At 71.8% G+C, this 20,908-nt stretch carries 20 protein-coding genes; 12 read left to right on the top strand and 8 right to left on the bottom strand.

Going from position 1 to position 20,908, the window contains the following annotated elements; translation table 11 throughout:
• The first annotated feature begins 34 nt into the window (after positions 1-34).
• The 6 genes from A9O67_RS11535 to A9O67_RS11510 are packed head-to-tail and all read left to right on the top strand — an operon-like array spanning position 35 to position 6,374.
• Positions 35-442 (top strand): Rieske (2Fe-2S) protein, encoded by a 408-nt coding sequence (locus A9O67_RS11535; RefSeq protein WP_068610678.1) that lies wholly within the window; start codon positions 35-37, stop codon positions 440-442.
• Between the two features lie 5 nt (positions 443-447).
• Positions 448-1,461 (top strand): S49 family peptidase, encoded by a 1,014-nt coding sequence (locus A9O67_RS11530; RefSeq protein WP_068610423.1) that lies wholly within the window; start codon positions 448-450, stop codon positions 1,459-1,461.
• Positions 1,458-2,696: an FAD-dependent monooxygenase gene (locus A9O67_RS11525; protein ID WP_068610676.1), complete on the top strand. Its 1,239-nt coding sequence runs from the start codon at positions 1,458-1,460 to the stop codon at positions 2,694-2,696. The genes A9O67_RS11530 and A9O67_RS11525 overlap by 4 nt, the downstream gene beginning before the upstream one ends.
• A 42-nt stretch (positions 2,697-2,738) precedes the next feature.
• Positions 2,739-3,782, top strand: coding sequence for a Bug family tripartite tricarboxylate transporter substrate binding protein (locus tag A9O67_RS11520; protein WP_231960335.1), 1,044 nt, complete (start codon positions 2,739-2,741; stop codon positions 3,780-3,782).
• 1 nt (position 3,783) lies between these two features.
• Complete coding sequence (locus A9O67_RS11515) at positions 3,784-5,412, top strand: thymidine phosphorylase family protein (RefSeq protein ID WP_082955553.1); 1,629 nt, start codon at positions 3,784-3,786, stop codon at positions 5,410-5,412.
• Positions 5,413-5,417: 5 nt separating this feature from the next.
• Complete coding sequence (locus A9O67_RS11510) at positions 5,418-6,374, top strand: ribose-phosphate diphosphokinase (RefSeq protein ID WP_068610420.1); 957 nt, start codon at positions 5,418-5,420, stop codon at positions 6,372-6,374.
• Here A9O67_RS11510 and kynA read toward each other — a convergent pair.
• From kynA to A9O67_RS11490, 4 genes are all read right to left on the bottom strand, one after another.
• Positions 6,308-7,159 carry a tryptophan 2,3-dioxygenase gene (kynA, locus tag A9O67_RS11505; RefSeq protein WP_068610418.1) on the bottom strand — a complete coding sequence of 284 codons (852 nt, stop codon included), beginning with the start codon at positions 7,157-7,159 and terminating at the stop codon, positions 6,308-6,310. The genes A9O67_RS11510 and kynA overlap by 67 nt on opposite strands.
• Positions 7,160-7,182: 23 nt before the next feature.
• Positions 7,183-8,481 (bottom strand): kynureninase, encoded by a 1,299-nt coding sequence (gene kynU, locus A9O67_RS11500; protein ID WP_068610416.1) that lies wholly within the window; start codon positions 8,479-8,481, stop codon positions 7,183-7,185.
• A gap of 44 nt (positions 8,482-8,525) precedes the next feature.
• Entirely contained in the window at positions 8,526-9,194 is a 669-nt protein-coding gene (kynB, locus tag A9O67_RS11495; protein ID WP_068610414.1) for an arylformamidase, read from the bottom strand.
• Positions 9,195-9,286: 92 nt separating this feature from the next.
• Positions 9,287-10,813, bottom strand: coding sequence for a potassium/proton antiporter (locus tag A9O67_RS11490; protein WP_068610412.1), 1,527 nt, complete (start codon positions 10,811-10,813; stop codon positions 9,287-9,289).
• Positions 10,814-10,843: 30 nt separating this feature from the next.
• Here A9O67_RS11490 and msrA point away from each other — a divergent pair, with 30 nt between their 5' ends.
• Together msrA and A9O67_RS11480 are read left to right on the top strand one after the other, a co-directional pair.
• Positions 10,844-11,389 (top strand): peptide-methionine (S)-S-oxide reductase MsrA, encoded by a 546-nt coding sequence (gene msrA, locus A9O67_RS11485; RefSeq protein WP_068610410.1) that lies wholly within the window; start codon positions 10,844-10,846, stop codon positions 11,387-11,389.
• Positions 11,390-11,474: 85 nt separating this feature from the next.
• A complete protein-coding gene (locus tag A9O67_RS11480) occupies positions 11,475-12,437 on the top strand; it encodes an AEC family transporter (protein ID WP_068610672.1) in 963 nt (320 codons plus the stop codon).
• Here the strand turns inward: A9O67_RS11480 and A9O67_RS11475 are convergent.
• Together A9O67_RS11475 and A9O67_RS11470 are read right to left on the bottom strand one after the other, a co-directional pair.
• Complete coding sequence (locus A9O67_RS11475; RefSeq protein WP_068610408.1) at positions 12,427-12,903, bottom strand: TM2 domain-containing protein; 477 nt, start codon at positions 12,901-12,903, stop codon at positions 12,427-12,429. The genes A9O67_RS11480 and A9O67_RS11475 overlap by 11 nt on opposite strands.
• Positions 12,904-12,909: 6 nt before the next feature.
• Complete coding sequence (locus A9O67_RS11470; RefSeq protein WP_068610406.1) at positions 12,910-13,443, bottom strand: GNAT family N-acetyltransferase; 534 nt, start codon at positions 13,441-13,443, stop codon at positions 12,910-12,912.
• A gap of 111 nt (positions 13,444-13,554) precedes the next feature.
• On the opposite strand from A9O67_RS11470, the gene rpsP reads away from it, so the two are divergent.
• The 4 genes from rpsP to rplS all read left to right on the top strand — a co-directional run bounded on the left by rpsP (position 13,555) and on the right by rplS (position 15,711).
• Positions 13,555-13,824, top strand: a complete 270-nt coding sequence (rpsP, locus tag A9O67_RS11465) for a 30S ribosomal protein S16 (RefSeq protein WP_068610404.1) — start codon at positions 13,555-13,557, stop codon at positions 13,822-13,824.
• Positions 13,825-13,837: 13 nt separating this feature from the next.
• Positions 13,838-14,431: a ribosome maturation factor RimM gene (gene rimM, locus A9O67_RS11460; RefSeq protein WP_068610402.1), complete on the top strand. Its 594-nt coding sequence runs from the start codon at positions 13,838-13,840 to the stop codon at positions 14,429-14,431.
• Between the two features lie 19 nt (positions 14,432-14,450).
• A complete protein-coding gene (gene trmD, locus A9O67_RS11455; protein WP_068610400.1) occupies positions 14,451-15,257 on the top strand; it encodes a tRNA (guanosine(37)-N1)-methyltransferase TrmD in 807 nt (268 codons plus the stop codon).
• Between the two features lie 97 nt (positions 15,258-15,354).
• Positions 15,355-15,711, top strand: coding sequence for a 50S ribosomal protein L19 (gene rplS, locus A9O67_RS11450; protein ID WP_068610670.1), 357 nt, complete (start codon positions 15,355-15,357; stop codon positions 15,709-15,711).
• Positions 15,712-15,818: 107 nt separating this feature from the next.
• Here rplS and A9O67_RS11445 read toward each other — a convergent pair whose 3' ends face one another.
• Entirely contained in the window at positions 15,819-17,582 is a 1,764-nt protein-coding gene (locus A9O67_RS11445; protein ID WP_068610394.1) for a SulP family inorganic anion transporter, read from the bottom strand.
• 30 nt (positions 17,583-17,612) lie between these two features.
• Positions 17,613-20,693, bottom strand: coding sequence for a sensor domain-containing protein (locus tag A9O67_RS11440; RefSeq protein WP_068610392.1), 3,081 nt, complete (start codon positions 20,691-20,693; stop codon positions 17,613-17,615).
• Positions 20,694-20,908 lie beyond the last annotated feature (215 nt).

Here is a 20,908-nt window from a genome sequence, read left to right as displayed (position 1 = left end):
ATCGCCATGGCGGAGGGACGGTATGGACGAGTCGATGCGGAACGACAGCGGGTCAGACGCCGGTACTGGCGTGGCCGGGGCGTCGTGGCATGCGCTGTGCCGCAGCGCGGACTTGGCCGAGGGCGGCGAGGCGGTGCCCTTCGACGTGCGCTACCGGGGCCAGACGTGCCGGGCCTTTGCCATTCGCTACCGGGGCGCCGTCCATGCGTACCTCAACCGCTGCAGCCATGTGGCGATGGAGATGGACTGGATGCCCAACCGCTTTTTCGACCTGACCGGGCAGTTTCTGGTCTGCGGCGCCCACGGGGCGCTGTTCGAGCCGCACACCGGGCGTTGCGTGGGCGGCCCGGGTCGCGGGCCTCTGGTGGCCATCCCCGCGCGTGAGCGCGACGGGGTGGTCTTTTGGCAGTCACAATACGACCTGCAACCCGTTGTCTTTTGACCGCCATGATGCCATCCGAATCCCCGCCACCCGCGCAAGCGGGCGCCTCCGACGCCGCGCCGTCGTCTGCCCCGCAGGCCGATCCCGTCGGCCCCGGGTGGGAGCGGGCGCTGCTGGAGAAGCTGGCCTTCGCGGCCCTGCAGGAACAGCGGGCCGCCCGGCGTTGGCGCAACGTCTGGCGGCTGGTCTGGTTGCTGGCGTTCGGGGCCGTGGCGTGGCTGCTGTACCGTGACGTGGTGCCGCCCACGCCCACCACCACCCCGCACACGGCGCTGATCGAGCTGCGCGGCGAGATCGGGGCGGACACCGAGGCCAGCGCCAGCAACATCGTGTCGGCGCTGCGTTCCGCGTTCGAAGATCCGGGTGCGCAGGCCGTCGTGCTGTTGATCGACTCGCCCGGCGGCAGCCCGGTGCAGGCCGGCATCATCAATGACGAGATCTGGCGCCTGAAGGCACAGCACGACAAGCCCGTCTATGCCGTGGTGGAGGAGACCTGCGCCTCGGCCGCCTACTATGTGGCTGCGGCGGCGGACCGCATCTATGTGGACAAGGCCAGTCTGGTGGGCAGCATCGGTGTGCTGATGGACGGCTTTGGCTTCACCGGGTTGATGGAGCGCCTGGGGGTGGAGCGGCGGCTGCTCACCGCGGGCGAGAACAAGGGCTTTCTGGACCCGTTCAGCCCGCAGACGGCGCGCCACCGGGCCCATGCGCAGCAGATGCTCGACGACATCCACCGGCAGTTCATCGACGTGGTGCGCAAGGGCCGGGGCGAGCACCTGAAAGAGACCGAGGACACCTTCACCGGTCTGGTGTGGACCGGCCAGCGCGCGGTCGAAATGGGGCTGGCCGACGACTTTGGCAACCTGGATTACGTGGCGCGCGAAGTCGTCAAGGCCGAAGACATCGTCGACTACACCCAGCGCGAGAGCGTGGCGGAGCGGCTGGCGCGGCGGTTTGGCGCCGGCGCGGCCGAGAGCGCGTGGCGCGCGGCGCGCGGGGCGTGGCCGGCGTGGCGATGAGGCCGGGGGCAGCACCGGGCCGCATCCTCGTCGTCGGCGGCGGCATGGCCGGGCTGGGGGCGGCGCTGGCCTGCGCCCAGGCGCGGCCCGACAGCGACATTGCCCTGCTGGAGCGGGCGCCGACCTTTTCGGAGGTGGGCGCGGGCATCCAGCTCGGCCCCAACGCGGTGCGGGTGCTGCATGACTGGGGCCTGCGCGAGCCGCTGGCGGCCGTGGCCGCCTTTCCGCAGCGGCTGCGCGTGCGCGCCGCGCACGGCGGCGACGAGCTGGGCGAACTGGCGCTGGGCGAACGCGCCCGCCAGCGGTATGGCGAGCCCTATGCCACCGTCCACCGTGCCGATCTGCACGGCCTGCTGCTGGCGGCGCTGCAGGACACGACGGGCGTCGCCCTGCACAACGGCGAGGCGGTGGTGGCGTATGCCGAGCGGGCCGACGGCGTGGAGGTGCGCACCGCCGCCGAACGCCGCTGGACGGCGGACGTGTTGCTCGCGGCCGATGGGGTCTGGAGCCCGACCCGCCAGCACCTGCTGGGGGATGGCCGGCCGGTCTTCAGCGGCCATCTGGCGTACCGCGGGCTGGTGCGCATGGCCGATCTGCCCGCGCGTCTGCGTGCGTCCGAGGTCGTCGCCTGGCTAGGGCCGCGTCTGCACGGCGTGCATTACCCGGTGCGCACGGGGCAGTGGCTCAATGTGGTGATGGTGGTCGAGGGGCCGCTGCCCCCCACGGATGCCGAGGGATGGGACCACGAGGCCCACGCCGTGCACCTGCGGGCCGCGCTGGGGCCGGTGCACGCCGATCTGGAAGCGGTGCTGCACGCCGTCCTCCACTGGCGCCTGTGGCCGCTGCATGCGCGCGAGCCGATGCGCGGACCCCACGAGCATGCGCGCGGCCGCGTGGCGCTGCTCGGCGATGCGGCGCATCCGATGCGTCCCTATCTGGCGCAGGGGGCGGCGATGGCCCTGGAGGATGCCTGGGCGCTGGGCCGGCTGCTGCGCGCGCAGCCACCGGGGCAGGTGGATTGGCCCGGTTGGCTGGCGCAATGGGCCCAGGGGCGCTGGGCGCGCAATGCCCGGGTGCAGGCGCGCTCGCGCCGCAACGGGGTGGTGTTCCATGCCCGCGGGCTCGTGCGTTGGGGACGCGACCGGGCCATGGCCCTGCTGGGCGAGCGGCTGCTGGATCAGCCGTGGCTCTACGATGGACCGCCCGATCCGCTCGCGCCTCGGGGGGCGTCCTGACGCCCGTGCCCGAGGGGCCAACGTCGATCCTGATCGCTTTGCATGAAGCCTGCACCCCGCTCCCCCCGCATGGCGCTGGATCCGGCGCCCGCCGGGCCGTCGCTGCTGCGCCGCCGCCTGCTCCAGGGGGCGGCCTGGGCGGCGGGGGGGCTGCTGCCGTCCGGCTGGGCCATGCCAGCGCCACCCCCGCCCCGGTGGCCGGTGCGCCCGGTGCGCTTACTGGTCGGTTTTCCGCAAGGGTCGTCGCCGGACGAGATCGCGCGCATCGTCGTCGAGCCGCTGTCGGCCGTGCTGGGCCAGCCGGTCGAGGTGGAAAACCGCCCGGGCTCCGGCGGGCAGGTCGCGGCCACCGCCGTGGCCCGCGCGGAGGACGACCACACCGTGGGCCTGATGCCCAGCGGGCATCTGACCGTGGCGCGCCTCATGCAGCCGGCACTCGGCTACGACCCCCTGACCGATTTGCAGCCGGTGTCGCTGGTCGCGACCGCGCCGCTGGTGTTGTGCATCTCGCCCCAGCTCGAGGTGCGGGGGAATGCCGCGTTGCGCGCCGTGCGCACCGCGGGCATGGCCTGGCAGTACGGCAGCCCGGGCGCGGGCACGCCGTTCCATCTGGGCATGGAAATGCTCAAGGCCGCGGCCGGCTGGCAGGCGCTGCATGTGCCCTATCCCGGCAATCCACAGGTGATCAACGCGCTGTTGCAGGGCGATGTGCAACTGGCGCTGCTGCCCCCGTCGCTGACCGTGCCGCACTGGCGCGCCGCCAAGCTGCCGGCCGTGGCGTTGACCTCTGCCACCCGCAGCGCGTTGCTGCCCGGGGTGCCCACGCTGGCCGAGCGGGGTGTGCGGGGCTTCGACTTCGAGCACTGGTACGCCATCGCCGCCCCGCGGGGCCTGGCCGGCGCGCACGTCGATCGGCTGGCGCAGGCCGTGGGCCGGGTTTTGCGCGACATTCGCATTCGGCAGCGGTTGCAGGCGCAGGGCTGGCAGGCGACGGGGTCAACCCCCGCGGCCTTGGCGCGGCGCATGGCCCGCGACGTTGACCGCTTGCGCCCGCTGATCGAGCGCCAGCACATCCGGACCCCGTGACATGGATGCCGTAACCCCCACCCCCGCCGCCTCGTCCCCGCCGGGCCTGAAACTTTCGCCCTGCCCGCCGGTGGAGCACGGCGCCGACGGCCGCGTGCCGCTGAAGCTGCGCCGCGTGGCCATCGACACCTGGCGCGAGAACGTCGCCTACCTGCACCGCGACTGCGACCTCTACCGCGCCGAGGGCTTCCAGGCGCTCAACAAGGTGGAGGTGCGCGCCAACGGCCGCAAGGTGCTGGCCACGCTCAACGTGACGCTGGATCCGCGCATCGTCAAGTGCGACGAGATCGGCCTGTCGATGGACGCGTTTGCCCAGCTCGGCGTCGAGCCGGGCCACCCGGCCACCATCGAGCAGGCCGAGCCGCCGGCCTCGATCGCCGCGCTGCACCGCAAGATCGGTGGCGAGCGCCTGACGCGCGAGGAGTTCCACGCCATCGCGCGCGACATCGCCGAGCACCGCTACTCCAAGATCGAGCTGTCGGCCTTCGTCGTTGCCACCCACGCCAGCGAGCTGGACCGCGAGGAGGTCTACTTCCTCACCGAGGGCATGATCGCCGCCGGCCAGCGGCTGGACTGGCGCGAGCGGCTGGTGGTGGACAAGCACTGCATCGGCGGCATCCCCGGCAACCGTACCTCGATGCTGGTGGTGCCGATCGTCGCCGCGCACGGGCTGGTGTGCCCCAAGACCTCCTCGCGCGCGATCACCTCGCCCGCGGGCACCGCCGACACGATGGAGGTGCTGGCCGAGGTGGAGCTGCCGATCGAGCGGCTGCAGGAGATCGTGCGCGCGCACCGCGCCTGTCTGGCGTGGGGCGGCACGGCGCAGCTGTCGCCGGCCGACGACGTGCTGATCGCGGTGGAGCGGCCGCTGTCGCTGGATTCGCCGGCGCAGATGGTGGCCTCGATCCTGAGCAAGAAGGTGGCCGCCGGCTCCAACCACCTGGTGCTGGACATCCCGGTCGGGCCGACCGCCAAGGTGCGCTCGATGCCCGAGGCGCAGCGGCTGCGGCGGCTGTTCGAGTACGTGGCGCGGCGGCTGGGCATCTCGATCGACGTCGTCATCACCGACGGGCGCCAGCCGATCGGCCAGGGCATCGGCCCGGTGCTGGAGGCGCGCGACGTCATGCGCGTGCTGCAGAACCATCCGCTGGCGCCGATCGACCTGCGCCAGAAGGCGCTGCGGCTGGCCGGCCGGCTGCTGGAGTGCGACCCCGACATCCGCGGCGGCGACGGCTACAGCATCGCGCGCGACATTCTCGACTCCGGCCGCGCGCTGGAGAAGATGATGGCGCTGATCGAGGCGCAGGGCGCGCGCGGCTTCGACCCCGAGCGAGCGCCGCTGGCGCGTCACCGCTTCGAGGTCACCGCGCCGCGCGACGGCGTCGTCACCGGCATCGACAACCTGCAGATCGCGCGCATCGCGCGGCTGGCCGGCGCGCCCAAGGTGGCCGGCGCCGGGGTGGACCTGATGCGCAAGCTCGGCGAGCCGGTGCGTGCCGGCGACGTGCTCTACCACGTCTACGCCGAGTACCCGGCCGACGTCGAGTTCGCGCGCGAGGCCAGCGCGCGCGCCAGCGGCTACACCATCGGCGCGCCGCACGAGGTGCCGCAGGTCTACGTGGAGTTCTGAGCGCCATGCCGCTGCTGCTCGCCTTCGACGACGAGGCCGCGCCGGCGCAGCGGCTGCTCGCGGCGCTCAACACCGCCGCCGCGGGCGCCACGGAGCCGTGGACGCTGGCGTTCGTGCAGCGCCACCGCTTTCCGGACGGCGAGTGGCGGCTGCGCCTGCCGCCCGAGCTGCCGGCGGAGGTGGCGCTGTACCGCAGCCTGCACCAGCCGAACGAGAAGTTGGTCGAGCTGCTGCTGGCCGCCCCGGCCGCGCGCGAGCTGGGCGCGCGGCGGCTGTGGCTGGTGGCGCCGTACCTGGCCTACATGCGGCAGGACGCCGCCTTCAGCCCCGGCGAGGTGGTCAGTCAGCGCCACGTCGGGCGCTGGCTGGCGGCGGCGTTCGACGGGCTGATCACCGTCGATCCGCACCTGCACCGGGTGGCCACGCTCGCCGAGGCGGTGCCGGTGGCCGAGGCGCACGCGCTCAGCGCCGCGCCGCTGCTCGGCGCGCTGGCGGCGCAGCGCCGCCCCGGCGCGCTGCTGTTCGGGCCGGACGAGGAATCCGCCCAGTGGGTGCGCCACGCCGCCGACGCCGCGGGGCTGCCGGCGGCGGTGGCGCGCAAGGTGCGCCGCGGCGACCGCGAGGTCGAGGTCGAGCTGCCGGCGCTGGACGTGCGCGGCCGCGCCGTCGTCATTCTGGACGACATGGCCAGCACCGGCCGCACCGTGGCGCGCGCCGCGGCCGCCCTGCGCGCGGCCGGCGCCGCCTCGGTGGACGTGGCGGTCACGCACGCGCTGTTCGTTGGCGATGCGCTGGCCGCGATGCAGGCCGCCGGCGTGGGCGAGGTCTGGAGCACCGACAGCGTGCCGCACGCCAGCAACGCGGTGGCGCTGGCGCCGCTGCTGGCCGCGGCGCTTCAGAGGTCGGTGCGCAGCTTCCAGATTTCGGGAAACAGCACCACGTCCAGCATCTTGCGCAAATAGCCCACGCCGCTGGTGCCCCCGGTGCCGCGCTTGAAGCCGATGACCCGCTCCACGGTCGTCAGGTGCCGAAAGCGCCACAGCCGGAATGCGTCCTCCAGGTCGGTCAGCTCCTCGCCCAGTTGGTACAGGTCCCAGTGGTGCGACGGATCGCGGTAGACCTGCAGCCACGCGGCCTCCACGGCGTCGCTGGCCTCGTAGGGCCGGGTCCAGTCCCGCTCGCAGTGGCTGGCGGGCACGGGCAGGCCGCGCCGCGCCAGCAGGCGCAGCGACTCGTCGTACAGCGACGGGGCTTCGTAGGCGGCTTGCACCTGCGCCAGCAGATCCGGCCGGTGTTCGTGCGGGCGCAGCATCGCGGCATTCTTGTTGCCCAGCGAAAACTCGATGCAGCGGTACTGATAGCTCTGAAAACCGCTGGACTGCGCCAGATACGGGCGGATCGCGCTGTACTCCGGCGGGGTCATGGTCGCCAGCACATCCCACGCATGCACGAGCTGCTCCATGATGCGGCTGACGCGCGCCAGCATCTTGAACGCTTCCGGCAGCCGGTCGGTGGCGATCGCCGTCTTGGCCGCCCCCAGCTCGTGCAGCATCAGCTTCATCCACAACTCGCTGGTCTGATGCTGGATGATGAACAGCATCTCGTTGTGGTCGGGCGACCGGGGCTTTTGTGCGTTCAGAATCGCGTCGAGCTGCAGATAGTCGCCATAGGTCATCGCATCGCGGTAATCCAGCCGGGCCTGTTCGGCATGGACGATGGACTCGGGGGTGGGGTCGGGGGTCGTCATGGTGGCGGATCCGTGGGGCGGGGTCAGGTCACGGCCTGGGTGCGCTGGAAGGCCGGGTCGCGCCAGGCTTGCGTCTGCAGCACATCGCGCAGGTGCTCGACGGCGTGCCAGACGTCTTCGAACCCCAGGTACAGGGGCGTGAAGCCAAAGCGCAGAATGTCCGGCTGCCACGCGTCACCGGCGCGGAAGTCGCCGATCACCCCGCGCGCGATCAGCGCCTGCACGATGGCGTAGGCCCCTTCGGCCCGGGTCAGGCAGACCTGCGAGCCGCGCCGCTGCGGCTCGCGCGGCGTGACCAGCGTCAGCCCGTGCCCGGCGCAGCGCGACTCCACCAGTGTGATGAACAGGTCGGTCAGCGCCAGCGACTTGCGCCGCAGCGCCGCCATGCCCCCCAGCGGTTCGGCAGCCAGGACGGTGCGCACCCCCACCTCCAGCGCCGACAGGCTGATGATGGGCTGCGTGCCGCACAGCAGCCGCTGCACCCCCGGCGCCGGTTGGAAATCGGGCGTGAAGGCAAAAGGCGCCGCATGCCCCCACCAGCCGGCCAGCGTCGACCAGTCGTCCGCGCCCAAGGCCGCGCTCAGGCGCGGATGCACCCACGCGAACGCCGGCGCGCCCGGCCCGCCGTTGAGGTATTTGTAGCCGCAGCCCACGGCAAAGTCGGCCTGCGCCGCGTTCAGGTCCACCGGCACCGCGCCCGCGCTGTGCGCCAGGTCCCACACCATCAGCGCGCCGGCGGCGTGCGCGGCGGCCGTCACCGCGGCCATGTCGTGCATCGCGCCGGTGCGGTAGTTCACATGCGTCAGCATCACGATGCCGACGTCCGGCCCCAGCGCGGCGGGCAGCGCCGTCTGCGGGTCGCCATCGATCAGCCGCAGGGTCCAGCCGCGATCGCGGCACAGCGCCTCGGCCACATACAGGTCGGTGGGGAAGTTGCTGCGCTCGCTGACCAACACGCGCCGGCCGTCGCCGCGCCGGTGTTGCAGATGCATGGCCAGGCTCAAGACCTTGAACAGGTTGATCGAGGTGCTGTCCGTGGCCACCGTTTCGCCGGGGCCGGCGCCGATCAGGCGGCCGATCAGGTCACCCACCCGCTGCGGCAGGGTGAACCAGCCGGCCGTGTTCCAGCTGCGGATCAGCCCCTGGCCCCATTCGTCCGTCACGACGGCCTGCACGCGGGCGGCGGTCTCGCGCGGCAGGACACCGAGGGAGTTGCCGTCCAGGTAAATGACGCCGGGCGGCAGATCGAACTGGTCGCGCAAGGGGCGCAGCGGGTCGGCCGCATCCAGCGCGCGGCAGTCGTCGAGGGTGGGGCAGGGCATGGGGCGATCCTTTGGGAAGCGTCGGCGTGCGCATGTCCGACGGGTCAGGCCAGGGCGCGCAGCACGGCCCGCACCGGGCTGGCGTCGGCGCGCATCCACTTCAGAGGCAGGGCAATCAGCTCGTAGTCGCCTTCGGGCACGTCGTCCAGGCACAGGTTTTCCAGCACGCGCAGGCCGCGCCGGCGCAGCACCTGGTGCGCCTCCAGCGTCTTGCTGTCGGCCGGGTCCACGCTGGCGCTGTCCGTGCCTACCAGGCACACGCCGTGGTCGGCCAGGCGTTCCAACAGCGCCGGGTCCATGCCCGGCAGCGCGTCGTCGAAGGCGTCGCGCGGCATCCGCGCATAGGTGCGCACCAGCAGCCGCGGCGGCCAGGGGGCGTCATCCGGCAGGGCGTGGGCCACATGCGCCCAGGTCACCAGCGGCCTGCAGCCAATGGCATGCACCACCCGGCACGGGCCCAGGTACGGGGTCAGATCCACGGCCCCGATGGGCGCACCGTCGGGAGCGTAGTGCAACGGCGCATCCGCATGGGCGCCGACGTGTGGCGTGGTCGTGACCGCGCTGACATTGACCGGGCAGCCCGGCCCGATGGTGACCACCCACCGCTGCTGGTAGGGCGTGTCGCCGGGGAAGACGGGCGCATCGGCGTCCACCGGGGGCGAGATGTCCCACAGGCGGCGCGCGGCAGTCGGATCGGACGGGGCAATCGGCATGGGCGCGAAGGTAGCACCGCCTGAAAACCCGTGGTGTCGGTTTTTTGCGACAAACGACAAATATTTCAGGTGTCAAGTAAAAGCGAGGTCCGTCAGGGTGTCGCGTCCCGCCCACCCTCGTCGCCGCCCCCGCCCGCGTCCCCCGTGTCCTCCAGACGAATGCCGATGCGCTCGATGGTGCCGCCCTGTACGCGGCGCACGCTCAGCTCGGCCGGCCCCCAGCGCCGTTGATCGCCCTCGACCGGCGCGTGTTCACAGGCGCGGTCAAACCACTCGCCCACGGTGAGCTGTTCGTCCTCCACCGGCGGCCAGCCGTAGAAGCGGCACAGGGCCGCCATGGGGGTGTTCGCCGGCACCTCGAAATCGCCGTACACCTGCCGGGCGGCGACCGGATCGTCGCGGTCCGGCAGCGCGACGCCGGTGCGCCGCGCGGCCCAGGGCAGGGTGGTGCCCTGCAGCAGCAGCGACGCCAGCACCACCACGAAGGCGACGTTGAAGAAGGTCTTGGCCCCGTCCACCCCCGCCATCAGGGGGAACACCGCCAGCACGATGGGCACCGCCCCGCGCAGGCCCACCCAGGCGATGAACGCCACCTCCCGCGGGGGAAAGCGAAAGGGCAGCAGGCACAGCCACACGGCCAGCGGCCGGGCCACCAGCATCAGCACTGCCGCGACGCCCAGCGCTGGCAGCAGGGTGCGCAGCGCCTCGGTCGGGGTGACCAGCAGGCCCAGCAGCAGGAACATACCCGCCTGCGCCATCCAGGCGTAGCCATCCATGGCCTGCAGCGCCGGCGCCACCGAGCCGCGGGCGCGGTTGCCCACCACCAGCCCGAAGATGTAGACCGCGAGGAACCCCGAGCCGCCGACCCAGGTCGTCAACGCGAACACCGCCATCCCCGCCGACAGCAGCAGCAGGGCGCGTACCCCGCTGCCGGGCCGGGTGAGCCGGGCCAGCAGCCGCAGGCCGTCCGCCAGCGCCCAGCCCAGGCCACCGCCCAGCACCAAGCCCCAACCAAACTGCTGCACCAGCGCCAGCAGCGGCGCCCAGCCCAGGCGGGCGGCCCCGGTGTCCGGCGCCATGGCCAGCCCGATCAGCGCCAGGGTCAGAAACACGGCCATCGGGTCGTTCAGACCCGACTCGATTTCCAGTGTCGAGGCCACGCGTTCATTGAGCCGCACCCCCGACGTCTGCAGCAGCGAGAAGACGGCCGCGGCGTCCGTGGAGCCCACGATGGCGCCCAGCAGCAGCGCGAGCCGCCAGTCCAGGTCGAGCAGCAGCCAGGCCCCCAGACCGGTCAGCGCGGCGCTGACGGCCACGCCGGCCGTGGCCAGCAGCAGCGACGGGCGCAGACCCGTGCGAAATGTCGCATAGCGCGTGCGCAGCCCCCCGTCCAGCAGGATGACGGCCAGCGCCACGTTGCCCACCCAAAACGCCAGCCGAAAATCCTCGAACACCACGCCGCCGGGCCCGTCCTCGCCCAGCAGCATGCCCGCGACCAGAAACACCAGCAAGAACGAAAAGCCCAGCCGCGCCGAAAACAGCCCGGCCACCAGGCTCAACAGCAACAGGGCCGAGGCCGTCAACAGCGGCAGGGCCAAAAAATCCAGCGATAGAGTCATAGTATCCGCGACCGTAGCAGAATCTGCGCCATGACGACGGAGACTTTGGTCCTGGCCGGTGGGTGTTTTTGGTGCACCGAGGCCGTGTTCGAACAGGTGCGCGGCGTGCTGGACGTGGAATCCGGCTACAGCAACGGACAGGCCGAGCGGCCGACGTACGAGGACGTCTGCACCGGCGCCACCGGCTGCGCCGAGGTCGTCAAGCTGGTCTACGACCCGGCGGTGATCGGCGTGCGCGATCTGCTCACCATCTTTTTTGCCACCCACGACCCCACCACGCCCAACCGGCAGGGCGCCGACGTCGGCACGCAGTACCGCAGCGGCATCTACTGGACCACGCCCGAGCAGGCGGAGGTGGCCCGTGCGCTGATCGCCGAGCTGCAGGCGCAGCGCGCCTTCGGCGCCCCCATCGTGACCGAGGTGGAGCCGTTGCGCCACTACTGGCCGGCCGAAGCCGAGCACCAGGACTTCTTCGCGCGCCATCCGTACCATGGCTACTGCCTGGCTGTGGCCGCGCCCAAGGTGGCCAAGCTGCGCCGCGCCTTTGCGCAGCACCTCAAGCCCGACCGGGCCTGACCGCGCTCATTGGGCGCGATTGGGCCCCGCCGGCGGGGTCGCGCAGGCGCCAGCCGCCGGCGCGCGCGCTCACTACACTGGGGGCGTGAGTGTCGCCGACCATCCCGTCTTCCAGTCCCTGGCCCCCGTGTTCCTGCTGATTGCCGCGGGTGTGGTCGCGGGCCGGCGCGGCTGGGTCGGGGCGGGGGCCGTCCAGGATTTGTCCAACCTGGTCTTCCTGCTGCTCATCCCGGCACTGCTGTTTCGCACCATGGCCCAGGTCCGGCTGGAGACGCTGGACTGGCGCCCCGTGGCGGCCTACTTCAGCGCCACGCTCCCTTGGTTTGCCCTGCAGATCGCGTGGCATGGGTTCCACCCCCGCGGTATCGTGCTCGCGCTGGGCGGGACGTTTTCCAATCTGGTCATGATCGGCATCGCCCTGATCGGCCTGGCCTACGGGCAGGCAGGCGTGGTCACGCTGCTGACGCTGATCGCCGTGCATGCCCTCATCCTGTTGACGATCGCCTCGGTGGCCCTGGAGCTGGCCGATGCCCGCAGCCGCGCGCAGGGCGGGCCGATGCCGCCCGGGCGGCTGTGGCGCACGGCCCTGTCGGCAGTGCGCGGATCGGTCATCCACCCCATCCCCTTGCCGATTGCCTGTGGGCTGTTGTGGGGGCTGTCGGGGGCGACCTTGCCTGCCGTGGTGGACAAGCCCTTGCATCTGCTCGGTCAGGCCTTCGGGCCGTTGGCCCTGGTGCTGGTGGGCGTGAGCCTGGCCCGCACGCCCTGGCGCGGCCACTGGCGCGAGGCGCTGTCCGTCGCCCTGGCCAAAAACCTGGTCATGCCGGTGCTGGTCGCCGCCTCTGCGTGGTTGTGGGGGCTGCGCGGCTTGCCGTTGACGGTGCTGGTGGTCGCCGCCGGCGTGCCCATTGGCGCCAATGTCTTTTTGTTCGCGCAGCGCTACCGCGTGGCGCAGACCGAGGTGACCGCCGCCACGGGGCTGTCCACCGCGCTGGGGATGCTCACCTTGAGTGGCTGGATGCTGGTGATGGCTCAGCTCACTGGCTGATGCGCAGGCCTTCCTCGATCTGGTACTCGAAGTAGCGCTGGAAGCTGAACGCCAGGCCCGCCATCAGCGCGGTGGCGCCCACCATCAGCGACAGCACCACGGCGATGACGGTCAGCCAGTTCGTGTCGCCGGCGCGGGCGTCGGCCGGCCCGGCCGGGTTGTGGCGCGCATTCCAACGCTGCGGCGGCTGCAGCGCATACACGATGGCCGTCAGACACGCGGCCACCAGGCCGATACCCAGGAAGGGCAGCAGCACCCACGACAGTTGGTCGTCCTGCCCGTAGGTCAGCACGCGATCCACCCCCCACAGCCCCAGTGCGGTTGGGATGGCGTGGGCCCAGCCCCACACATCGCCGAATCCGTGCAGATAAAACCGGTGCCAGCCAAAGCCCCCGCCCACCAGGGCGAGCCAGGCGGCGACGGTTTTGTTGCGGGGGCGGGGGGCGGGACGGGTGTCGGCAACCATGGGGCGTCAGCTTTCGATGGGCGGGGTGCGGTCGCCCCAGCCCAGGGACTTTTCCATCAGCACGATGTCGAGCCAGCGGCCGAACTTCCAGCCGCAGGAGCGCACCACACCCACCCGCTCGAAGCCCAGGGCGGTGTGCAGCCCGATGGAGCCGGTGTTGGCCGAGTCGCCGATCACCGCCATCACCTTGCGGATGCCCCGCGTCTCGAGCTGCGCCAGCAATTCGGCCAGCAGCGCGCGGCCCAGCCCCCGGCCCACGGCATCGTGCGCGACGTAGATCGAGTCCTCCACCGAAAAGCGGTACGCCGGCCGCGGCTTGAACCAGTTGCCATAGGCAAAGCCCACCACCTCGCCCTGCAGCTCGGCAACCAGCCAGGGCAAGCCCTTGGCCAGCACGTCGGCGCGGCGGGCGCCCATGTCGGCGGTGCTGGGGGGATCGGTCTCGAACGTTCCCGTGCCGTGCAGCACATGGTGGCCGTAGATGCGGGCGATGGCGGGCAGGTCGTTCTCGTGGCTCGGGCGGATCAGGGGGGTGTTCACGGGTCGCTGGCTATAATGGCGGGTTTGCAACGTTTCGCTGGCCGGGTGGCCAGTCGTCGTGTCTCAGGCGTTGCCTCCACCGTCTCGTCGAACAGTTCGCAAGGATAAACCATGGTCGTGATCCGACTCGCCCGTGGCGGCTCGAAGGCCCGCCCGTTCTACCACATCGTCGTCGCCGACAAGCGCAGCCGCCGCGACGGCCGCTTCATCGAGCGCATCGGCTTTTACAACCCCATCGCCCGCGGCAACGACGTGCCGCTCAACATCGCCCAGGACCGCCTGACCTACTGGCTCGGCGTCGGCGCGCAGCCGTCCGAGACCGTCGCCCGCCTGATCAAGCAGGCCCCCAAGGTCGTGCCGGCCGAGGCCGCCGCGGCCTGATCCCGCCCGTCGCATGGCCGAGTCTTTGCCCTGGCAGGTGGCCGAGCTGCCCGCCGATGCGGTCGAGATCGGCCATGTGCAAGAGGCCTGGGGTGTGCGCGGCTGGGTCCGCGTACACGGCCTGAGCCAAAGCGGCGACGCCTTGCTGCATGCGCGCCGCTGGTATTTGCAGCCCCCTTTGGCCAGCCGCTCGCCGCGCGCACGCGCCTTCGATGCCTTCCAGGGCACCGTCGCGGTGGCGGTGGTCGAAGCGCGCTGGCACGGCGACGCCGTGGTGGCGCATTTCGACGGGGTCGATGACCGCGGACTGGCCGAGCGCCTGCGCGGCGCCCGCATCCACATCGCGCGGGCCGACTTCCCGCCCACCGACGATCCCGACGAGTTCTATTGGGTCGATCTGATCGGCCTGTCGGTGGTCAACCGCGAGGGGGTCGTCCTGGGTGTCGTCGAAGACCTGCTGCCCACGGGGCCGCACGCCGTGCTGTGCCTGCGCGACGGCACCGGCGAGCAGGCGGTCGAGCGCCTCATCCCCTTCGTGAGCGCCTATGTGGACGCGGTGGATCTGGCCGCGCGCCGCATCACCGTGGATTGGCAGCCCGATTACTGACCGCGGCCGCGCGGGCGCCATGCGCTTCGACGTCATCACCCTGTTCCCCGAGCTGATCGAGCCCTACCTGTCGGTCGGTGTGGTGCGCCGCGCCTTCACCGGGGCGGTGCAGGTGCGGCTGTGGCCCTTGCGCGATTTTGCCGACGGCCACTACCGGCGTGTGGACGACCGCCCGTTTGGCGGTGGGCCGGGCATGGTGATGCTGGCCGAGCCGCTGTACCGCTGCTGGCAGGCCATCCGCCTCGACCGCGGGCTGCCCGCGTGTCGCCCGCCGGGCGCGGCCGTGGATGTGCCGACCGTGCTGTTCTCGCCCGCGGGCGAGCGCTTGTCCCACGACGTGGTGGCCCGCTATGCGCAGCCGGCCGCACCCGGTGCGATCCTGCTGTGCGGCCGCTACGAGGGGGTGGACCAGCGCTTCGTCGATGCGTGTGTGGATGCGCAGATCAGCCTGGGCGACTTTGTCCTGTCGGGCGGCGAGATCGCGGCCGTGGCGCTGCTGGACGCGGTGGCGCGGCTGCAGCCCGGGGTGCTGGGCGATCAGGCCAGCGCCGAGCAGGACAGCTTCAACCCCGTCGTGGACGGCCTGCTCGATTGCCCGCATTACACCCGGCCGGAGGTCTGGCAGGGCCCGGCGGGGCCGATGACCGTGCCGCCCGTGTTGCTCTCCGGCCACCATGCCCAGATCGAGGCGTGGCGCCGCGCCCAGCGGGTGCAGGCGACGGCGCGCTGGCGGCCGGACGTGCTGGCGCGCGCGCGTGCCGAGGGGCGGCTGAGGCCCGCCGACGAGCAAGCGCTGCGCGAAGCAGGTTACAATAATAGGCTTTGATCCTCTGTCCGGCTTCGGGGTACGGCCCTGGGCGGGGCCGGCGCAAGGGCGCGGCTCCGTGCAACATCGCAGCGCGGTCATGATCGTGGATGTGACCATGAACCTGATCCAGATCCTCGAGCAGGAAGAAATTGCTCGCCTGAACAAGAACATCCCCGCCTTCGCGCCCGGCGACACGGTGATCGTCAACGTCAACGTGATCGAAGGCAACAAGAAGCGCGTCCAGGCCTACGAAGGTGTCGTGATCGCCAAGCGCAACCGGGGCCTGAACTCCAGCTTCATCGTGCGCAAGATCTCCAACGGCGAAGGCGTCGAGCGGACCTTCCCGCTGTACAGCCCGCTGATCGCCAGCATCGAGGTCAAGCGCCGCGGCGATGTGCGCCGTGCCAAGCTCTACTACCTGCGCGGCCGCACCGGCAAGTCCGCCCGCATCAAGGAGAAGCTGGGCGCGTAAGCGTCCCATCCCGGGTCGGACCCGGTTCCCCGTCCACCCCGCCCGGTCGGCACGACCCGGCGGGGTTGTCTTTTGGGCGGATACTTTGTGCGGGTGCCCCGTGCCGGTCAATCGGGGGTGACGCTGCGGGGGCTGCTGGGAGCGAGCGTTTCGATGGCCTGGTGGTGGCTCAGGAACACCTGGCCGCTCAGCCAGGCGGGCAGCCCGGCGCGCTGCAGCCGGTCCATCACCGGGCCCTTGACCTCGGACAGGTGCAGCCGGATGCCGGCCTGCGCCAGCCGCTCCTGGATGGTCTGCAGGCTTTCGAGTGCGCTGGCGTCGATCTCGTTGATCGCGGAGCACTGCAGCACGACGTCGCGCACCGCCGGGCGCGCGGCGACTTGCGCCGCCACATAATCCTCCAGAAAACGCGCGTTGGCAAAGGTCAGACTCTCGTCCACCCGCAGGCCGAGCACGTGTGGCACGGTCTCCACCGCGTGGCGCTCGACGTTGCGGAAGTGTTCCGTCCCCGGAATGCGACCCACCACCGCGATGTGCGGCCGGCTGTTGCGGTACAGCAGCAGGGCAATCGACGCCAGCACACCGGCCCCCAGCCCGGCCTCCACCCCGACGGTGAGGGTGAGCGCGGCGGTCAGGGCCATGGCCGCAAAGTCGCTGCGCGAGTAGCGCCAGATGCGCGCGAAGGCCGGCAAATCCACCAGGGTCAGCACGGCGACCATGATCGTGGCGGCCAGTGCGGCCTGGGGTAAATGGTGCAGCGCCGGCGTCAAAAAGGCCGCTACGCCCGCCAGCCCGACCGCGGTGTACAGCCCAGCGGCCGGCGTGCGGGCCCCCGCCTCGAAGTTGACGACCGACCGCGCAAACCCGCCCGTGACCGGAAACCCCCCGCTGACGGCGGCCGCCAGATTGCCGGCGCCCAGTGCGCGCAGCTCCGCGTCGGGGTCGATGCGCTCGCGGCGCCGCGCGGCCAACGACTGACCGACCGATACCGACTCCACGAACCCCACGATGGCCAGCAGGAAGGCCGGCAGCAGCAGCGGCTCCAGCCCGGCCCAGCCGCCGTCCCCGAGGCCGGGCCAGGTGAAAGCGGGCAGCCCCGCCGGGACCGCGCCGACCACCCGAACCCCGTGGGATGCCGCGTCGGCTGCCGCGCACACGGCGGTCACCGCCGCCAGGATGGCGACCGGCGCGGCTTTGGCGGCCACGTCCGCCGCGGTGGCGGACCACCCGAGGCGGCGCAGGCCCGGCCGCAAGCCCCGCCGCGCGGCGAGCAGGACTGCCAACGTGCCTGCCCCGATCAGCAGGGTGGGCCCGTGTGTTCCCCCCACGGTGTGCCAGCCCTGCACCAGCAGCGCGGGCAGGGTGGTCCCGCTCAGGGGCACGCCCAGCAGGTGCTTGAGTTGGCTGGCGGCGATCAGGATGCCGGAGGCCGAAACGAAACCGTGCAGCACCGGATGGCTGAGAAAGTGGGCCAATACACCCAGCCGCAACACCCCCAGCAGCAGCGAGATCGCGCCGCTGAGGGCCGCCAGCCACCAGACGGCCCAACCGTAGGCGGACGTGCCCTCGGGGGCCAGCGCCCCGGCCGCGGCGGCCGTCATCAGGGACGTCACCGCGGCCGGCCCCACCGCCAGGGCCGAGCTGGTGCCGAGCACCGCATACACGACCAGGGGCAGGATGCTGGCGTACAGCCCAGCCTCGGGCGGCATGCCCGCGAGCTGGGCGTAGGCCAGGCTCTGCGGCACCAGCATCAGCGTCACCACCACGGCCGCCACCCCGTCCGCCGTGGCGTGGTCGCGCCGGTAGTGGCGCACCCACCGCAGCATGGGCAGCCAGGTGTGCCAGGGGGAGGGGGGTATCGGCGCGCTCATGCGCCGATCGTAGCGCGGGCGGAGGGGGGATTAAGCCGCCGCGGTGTGCGTGGGCTGCTCGCCGTCGTCCAGGACGATGACGGGTGGCTCGGACGGCACGGATTGCGCTGCGTCCACCGCACACAGCCGGTCCAGCAGCCGGTGCAGCGCGCCGAGCAGCGTGCCATGGGCTTGGAGGATGGCCGGGTCCTGTTGCGGGTCGGTCTCCGGCGCGTGCTCCCACCACCGACGCGCGGCTGCATGAAAGGCCTCGTGCGCCCGCTGCAGCGCCGCGTACTCGGGCCAATGGCGCGCAGGGGCCGGCAGCGACTCGGCCAGCAGCGTCTGCAGCGGGCAGTCGCCGGAGGGGGGCGGCGTCACCCGCCGCGTCGCCAGCCCCGTGAGCACGGCCCGGTGTTCCACCTCCAGCCGCGCCAGCATCCGCGACCAGGGCGAATGCACGAGCGTGCGCCAGCGCATCCACGAATCCGGCGGCTGCCAAGCCGCGGCCCAGTCGGCCCATTGGTCGGCGGGCATGGGCCGCGCGATGCCGTAGCCCTGCGCCGACTGCGCGCCCAGCCGCAGCAGCAGCTCGCCGTGGTGCAGCGTCTCCACGCCTTCGGCGACCACGCGCAGGCCGAACGCCTGGCCCAGCGCGACCACGCCTTCGATGATGCGCAGATCGCTCGGGTCGTCGAACATGTCGCGCACGAAGGATTGATCGATCTTGACCACGCTGGCGGGCAGCCGCTTGAGGTAGGCGAGCGACGAGTAGCCCGTGCCGAAGTCGTCGATCGCCACGGCGACGCCCAGCGCGCGGCAGCGCTCGAGCAGGCGCTCCAGCTCGGCGATGCCGTCCAGCGCGCTGGATTCGACGATTTCGAGCTCCAGCCGGCTCGGGTCCACCTGCGGGTGGCGCGCCAGGCGCTGGGCCAGCCGGTCCGCAAAGGCCGGATCGCGCAACTGGCGCGCGGCGATGTTGACGGACAGCGTCCAGCCCGACTGCCCCGCATCGTGCCAGCGCTGGAGCTGGCGCATGGCCTCGTCCAGCACCCAGTCGCCCAGCGCGATCATGGTGTCGTCGTGCTCGATCGCGGGCAGAAAGGCGGCCGGCGCCAGCAATCCCCGCTGCGGATGCTGCCAGCGCAACAGGGCCTCGGCCCCCTCGATGGCGCCATCGACCAGGCGGACTTGCGGTTGCAGGTACAGGCGGAACTCGCCCTCGCTGGCCAGGGCGCGCCGCACATCCGCCATGCGCTCGGCGTGGGCTGCCGCGGCGCGGTCTTCCTGCGGGTCGAACAGATACCAGCGGTTTTTGCCGTCGCGCTTGGCGCGGTACAGGGCCTGATCGGCATGGCGCAGCAGCACCTCGGCATCGGCGCCGTCGTCCGGGTACAGCGTGACGCCGATGCTGGTGCTCAACTGCACGAGTGTCCCGTCGCATTCGATGGGCTCGGCACTCGCCCCCAGCAGCCGGTCGATGACGGCGGTCCAGCGCTCGCTGTCGTCCAGGTCGCACAGCACGGCGACGAACTCGTCGCCCCCCACCCGCGCCAGCGTATCGCCCTCGCGCAGCGCCCCTTGTAATCGCTGGGCCACGAGGCGCAGGATCCAGTCGCCCTGGCGGTGACCGTGGGAGTCGTTGACGTATTTGAAGCCGTCCAGATCCAGATACGCCACCGCCACCCGCCGCTGGTGGCGCCGGGCGCTGGCGATGGCCAGGTCCAGACGGTCGGCCAGCAGCACGCGGTTGGGCAGCCCCGTGAGCAGGTCGTAATAGGCTTGCCGCTCCAGGGCGGTCTGCTGCGCTTTGAGCTCGGTGATGTCCTGCGCCACGGCCACATAGCGGATGATCTGTCCGCGGTCGTCGCGTACGGCCGAAATCGCCTCCACCACCGGGAATTCGGTGCCGTCGCGGCGACGCCACCAGGCCTCGCCCCGCCAGCGGCCTTCCCGCAGCAAAACGCGGCGCAGCCGGTGCCAGTCGGGCATCCCGTGCCGGTCCGCCGGCCGCCAGGGCAGGTTGGCGCGGCCGATCAGCTCGTCCCGCGTATAGCCGCTCATCTGCAGCATGGCGGCGTTGGCGTCCAGGACGGCACCGCGTTCGTCGGTGACGACGATGGCCTCGCCGGCATCGTTGAACACGCTCGCCGCGATGGCGCGCGACTGCTCCAGCGCGACCTCGTCGCTCACATCGCGCAAAATGCCGGCCATCACGGTGGCGCGTCCCGTGGCGGGGTCGCGCGCCACGACGCGGCCCCAGGCCTGCAGCCAAATCCAGCGCCCATCGCGGTGCTGCAGGCGAAAGCGCAGATCGGCCGCGTCGCTCTGGCCCTTCAGGTGGGCCTGCAGGGCGCTTTGGGCCTGCGCGGCGTCTTTGGGGTGCACCCACTGCATCCAGGTCGTGGTCGGGATGCTGCCTTGACCGTGCTCGTCCAGCCCGATCAACCGGCGCAGCCGCGGGCACGGGGTGATGGTGCCATGCACCAGGTCCCAGCGCAGCCGCCCCAGCCGCGCGCCCTGCAAGGTATCTTCCAGTTCGTCGGCCAGATCCCGCACGCGGCGCGCGCTGCGCCGCAGCAGCACCAGCGCCACGGCCAGGGCGACGATGGCGGCCACCGCGCCGGCCAGCGCCCAGGCCAGCGTGCGGGTCCGCTCGGTCTGCGCGCGCACCGCTTCTTCGGTGCGCTCGGCCACCAGGGCTTCCAGCCGGTTCTGGTAGCGTTGCAGCTCCTGCTGCAGCGTGACGCTGCGGCTTTCGGGCAACAGCACCGACAGCAGCAGCGTGCGGCCGTCGATCGTCATGGGCGCGCTGTGGACCTCGACCGTGACGATCTGCCCCGACGCGAGCCGGTGCGGAAACAGGTAGTAGCCCCGGCCCTCGCGGCGCGCGCGCTCCATTTCGGCGCGCACGTCGGCTTCCGGCAACTGGTTGATCTGGCGGATGTTCATGCCGCCGGGGGAGCGCAAGGCCGGGTAGCCGTAGAACGCCGCCGCCGCCGCGTTGGCCTCGACGATGGTGCCATCCGCCGGATCGATCAGCCACATGGGCACGGTGTGCTGTTGCAGCAGGCTCGGCAAGGTTTGCGCCGACACCGGCCACGCCAGCCCCTGCCACGCGATCGCCAGCATCAAGGCTGCACCACGCCAGCCGAACGCAGCCGAGCGCTTCGGCGTCGGGGGGCATCCCCTCCCTGGGGCGACGACGGCGCAGCCCAGCTGCGACAAGGCCGTGGATCGCAAGCGCATATTCCCTGAAAGCGGACCGGCGTGGGACAGACCACGGGGGTGACGATCGCCGCAGTATCCACCAGATCGCCGCGCGTGGCGATACCGTTCGGGCGTCG

This window comes from Tepidimonas fonticaldi, from assembly GCF_001675355.1.
Taxonomy (GTDB): domain Bacteria; phylum Pseudomonadota; class Gammaproteobacteria; order Burkholderiales; family Burkholderiaceae_C; genus Tepidimonas; species Tepidimonas fonticaldi.
Note: the sequence above shows the minus strand (reverse complement) of the source record. Positions and strands in the feature narration are given on the sequence as shown.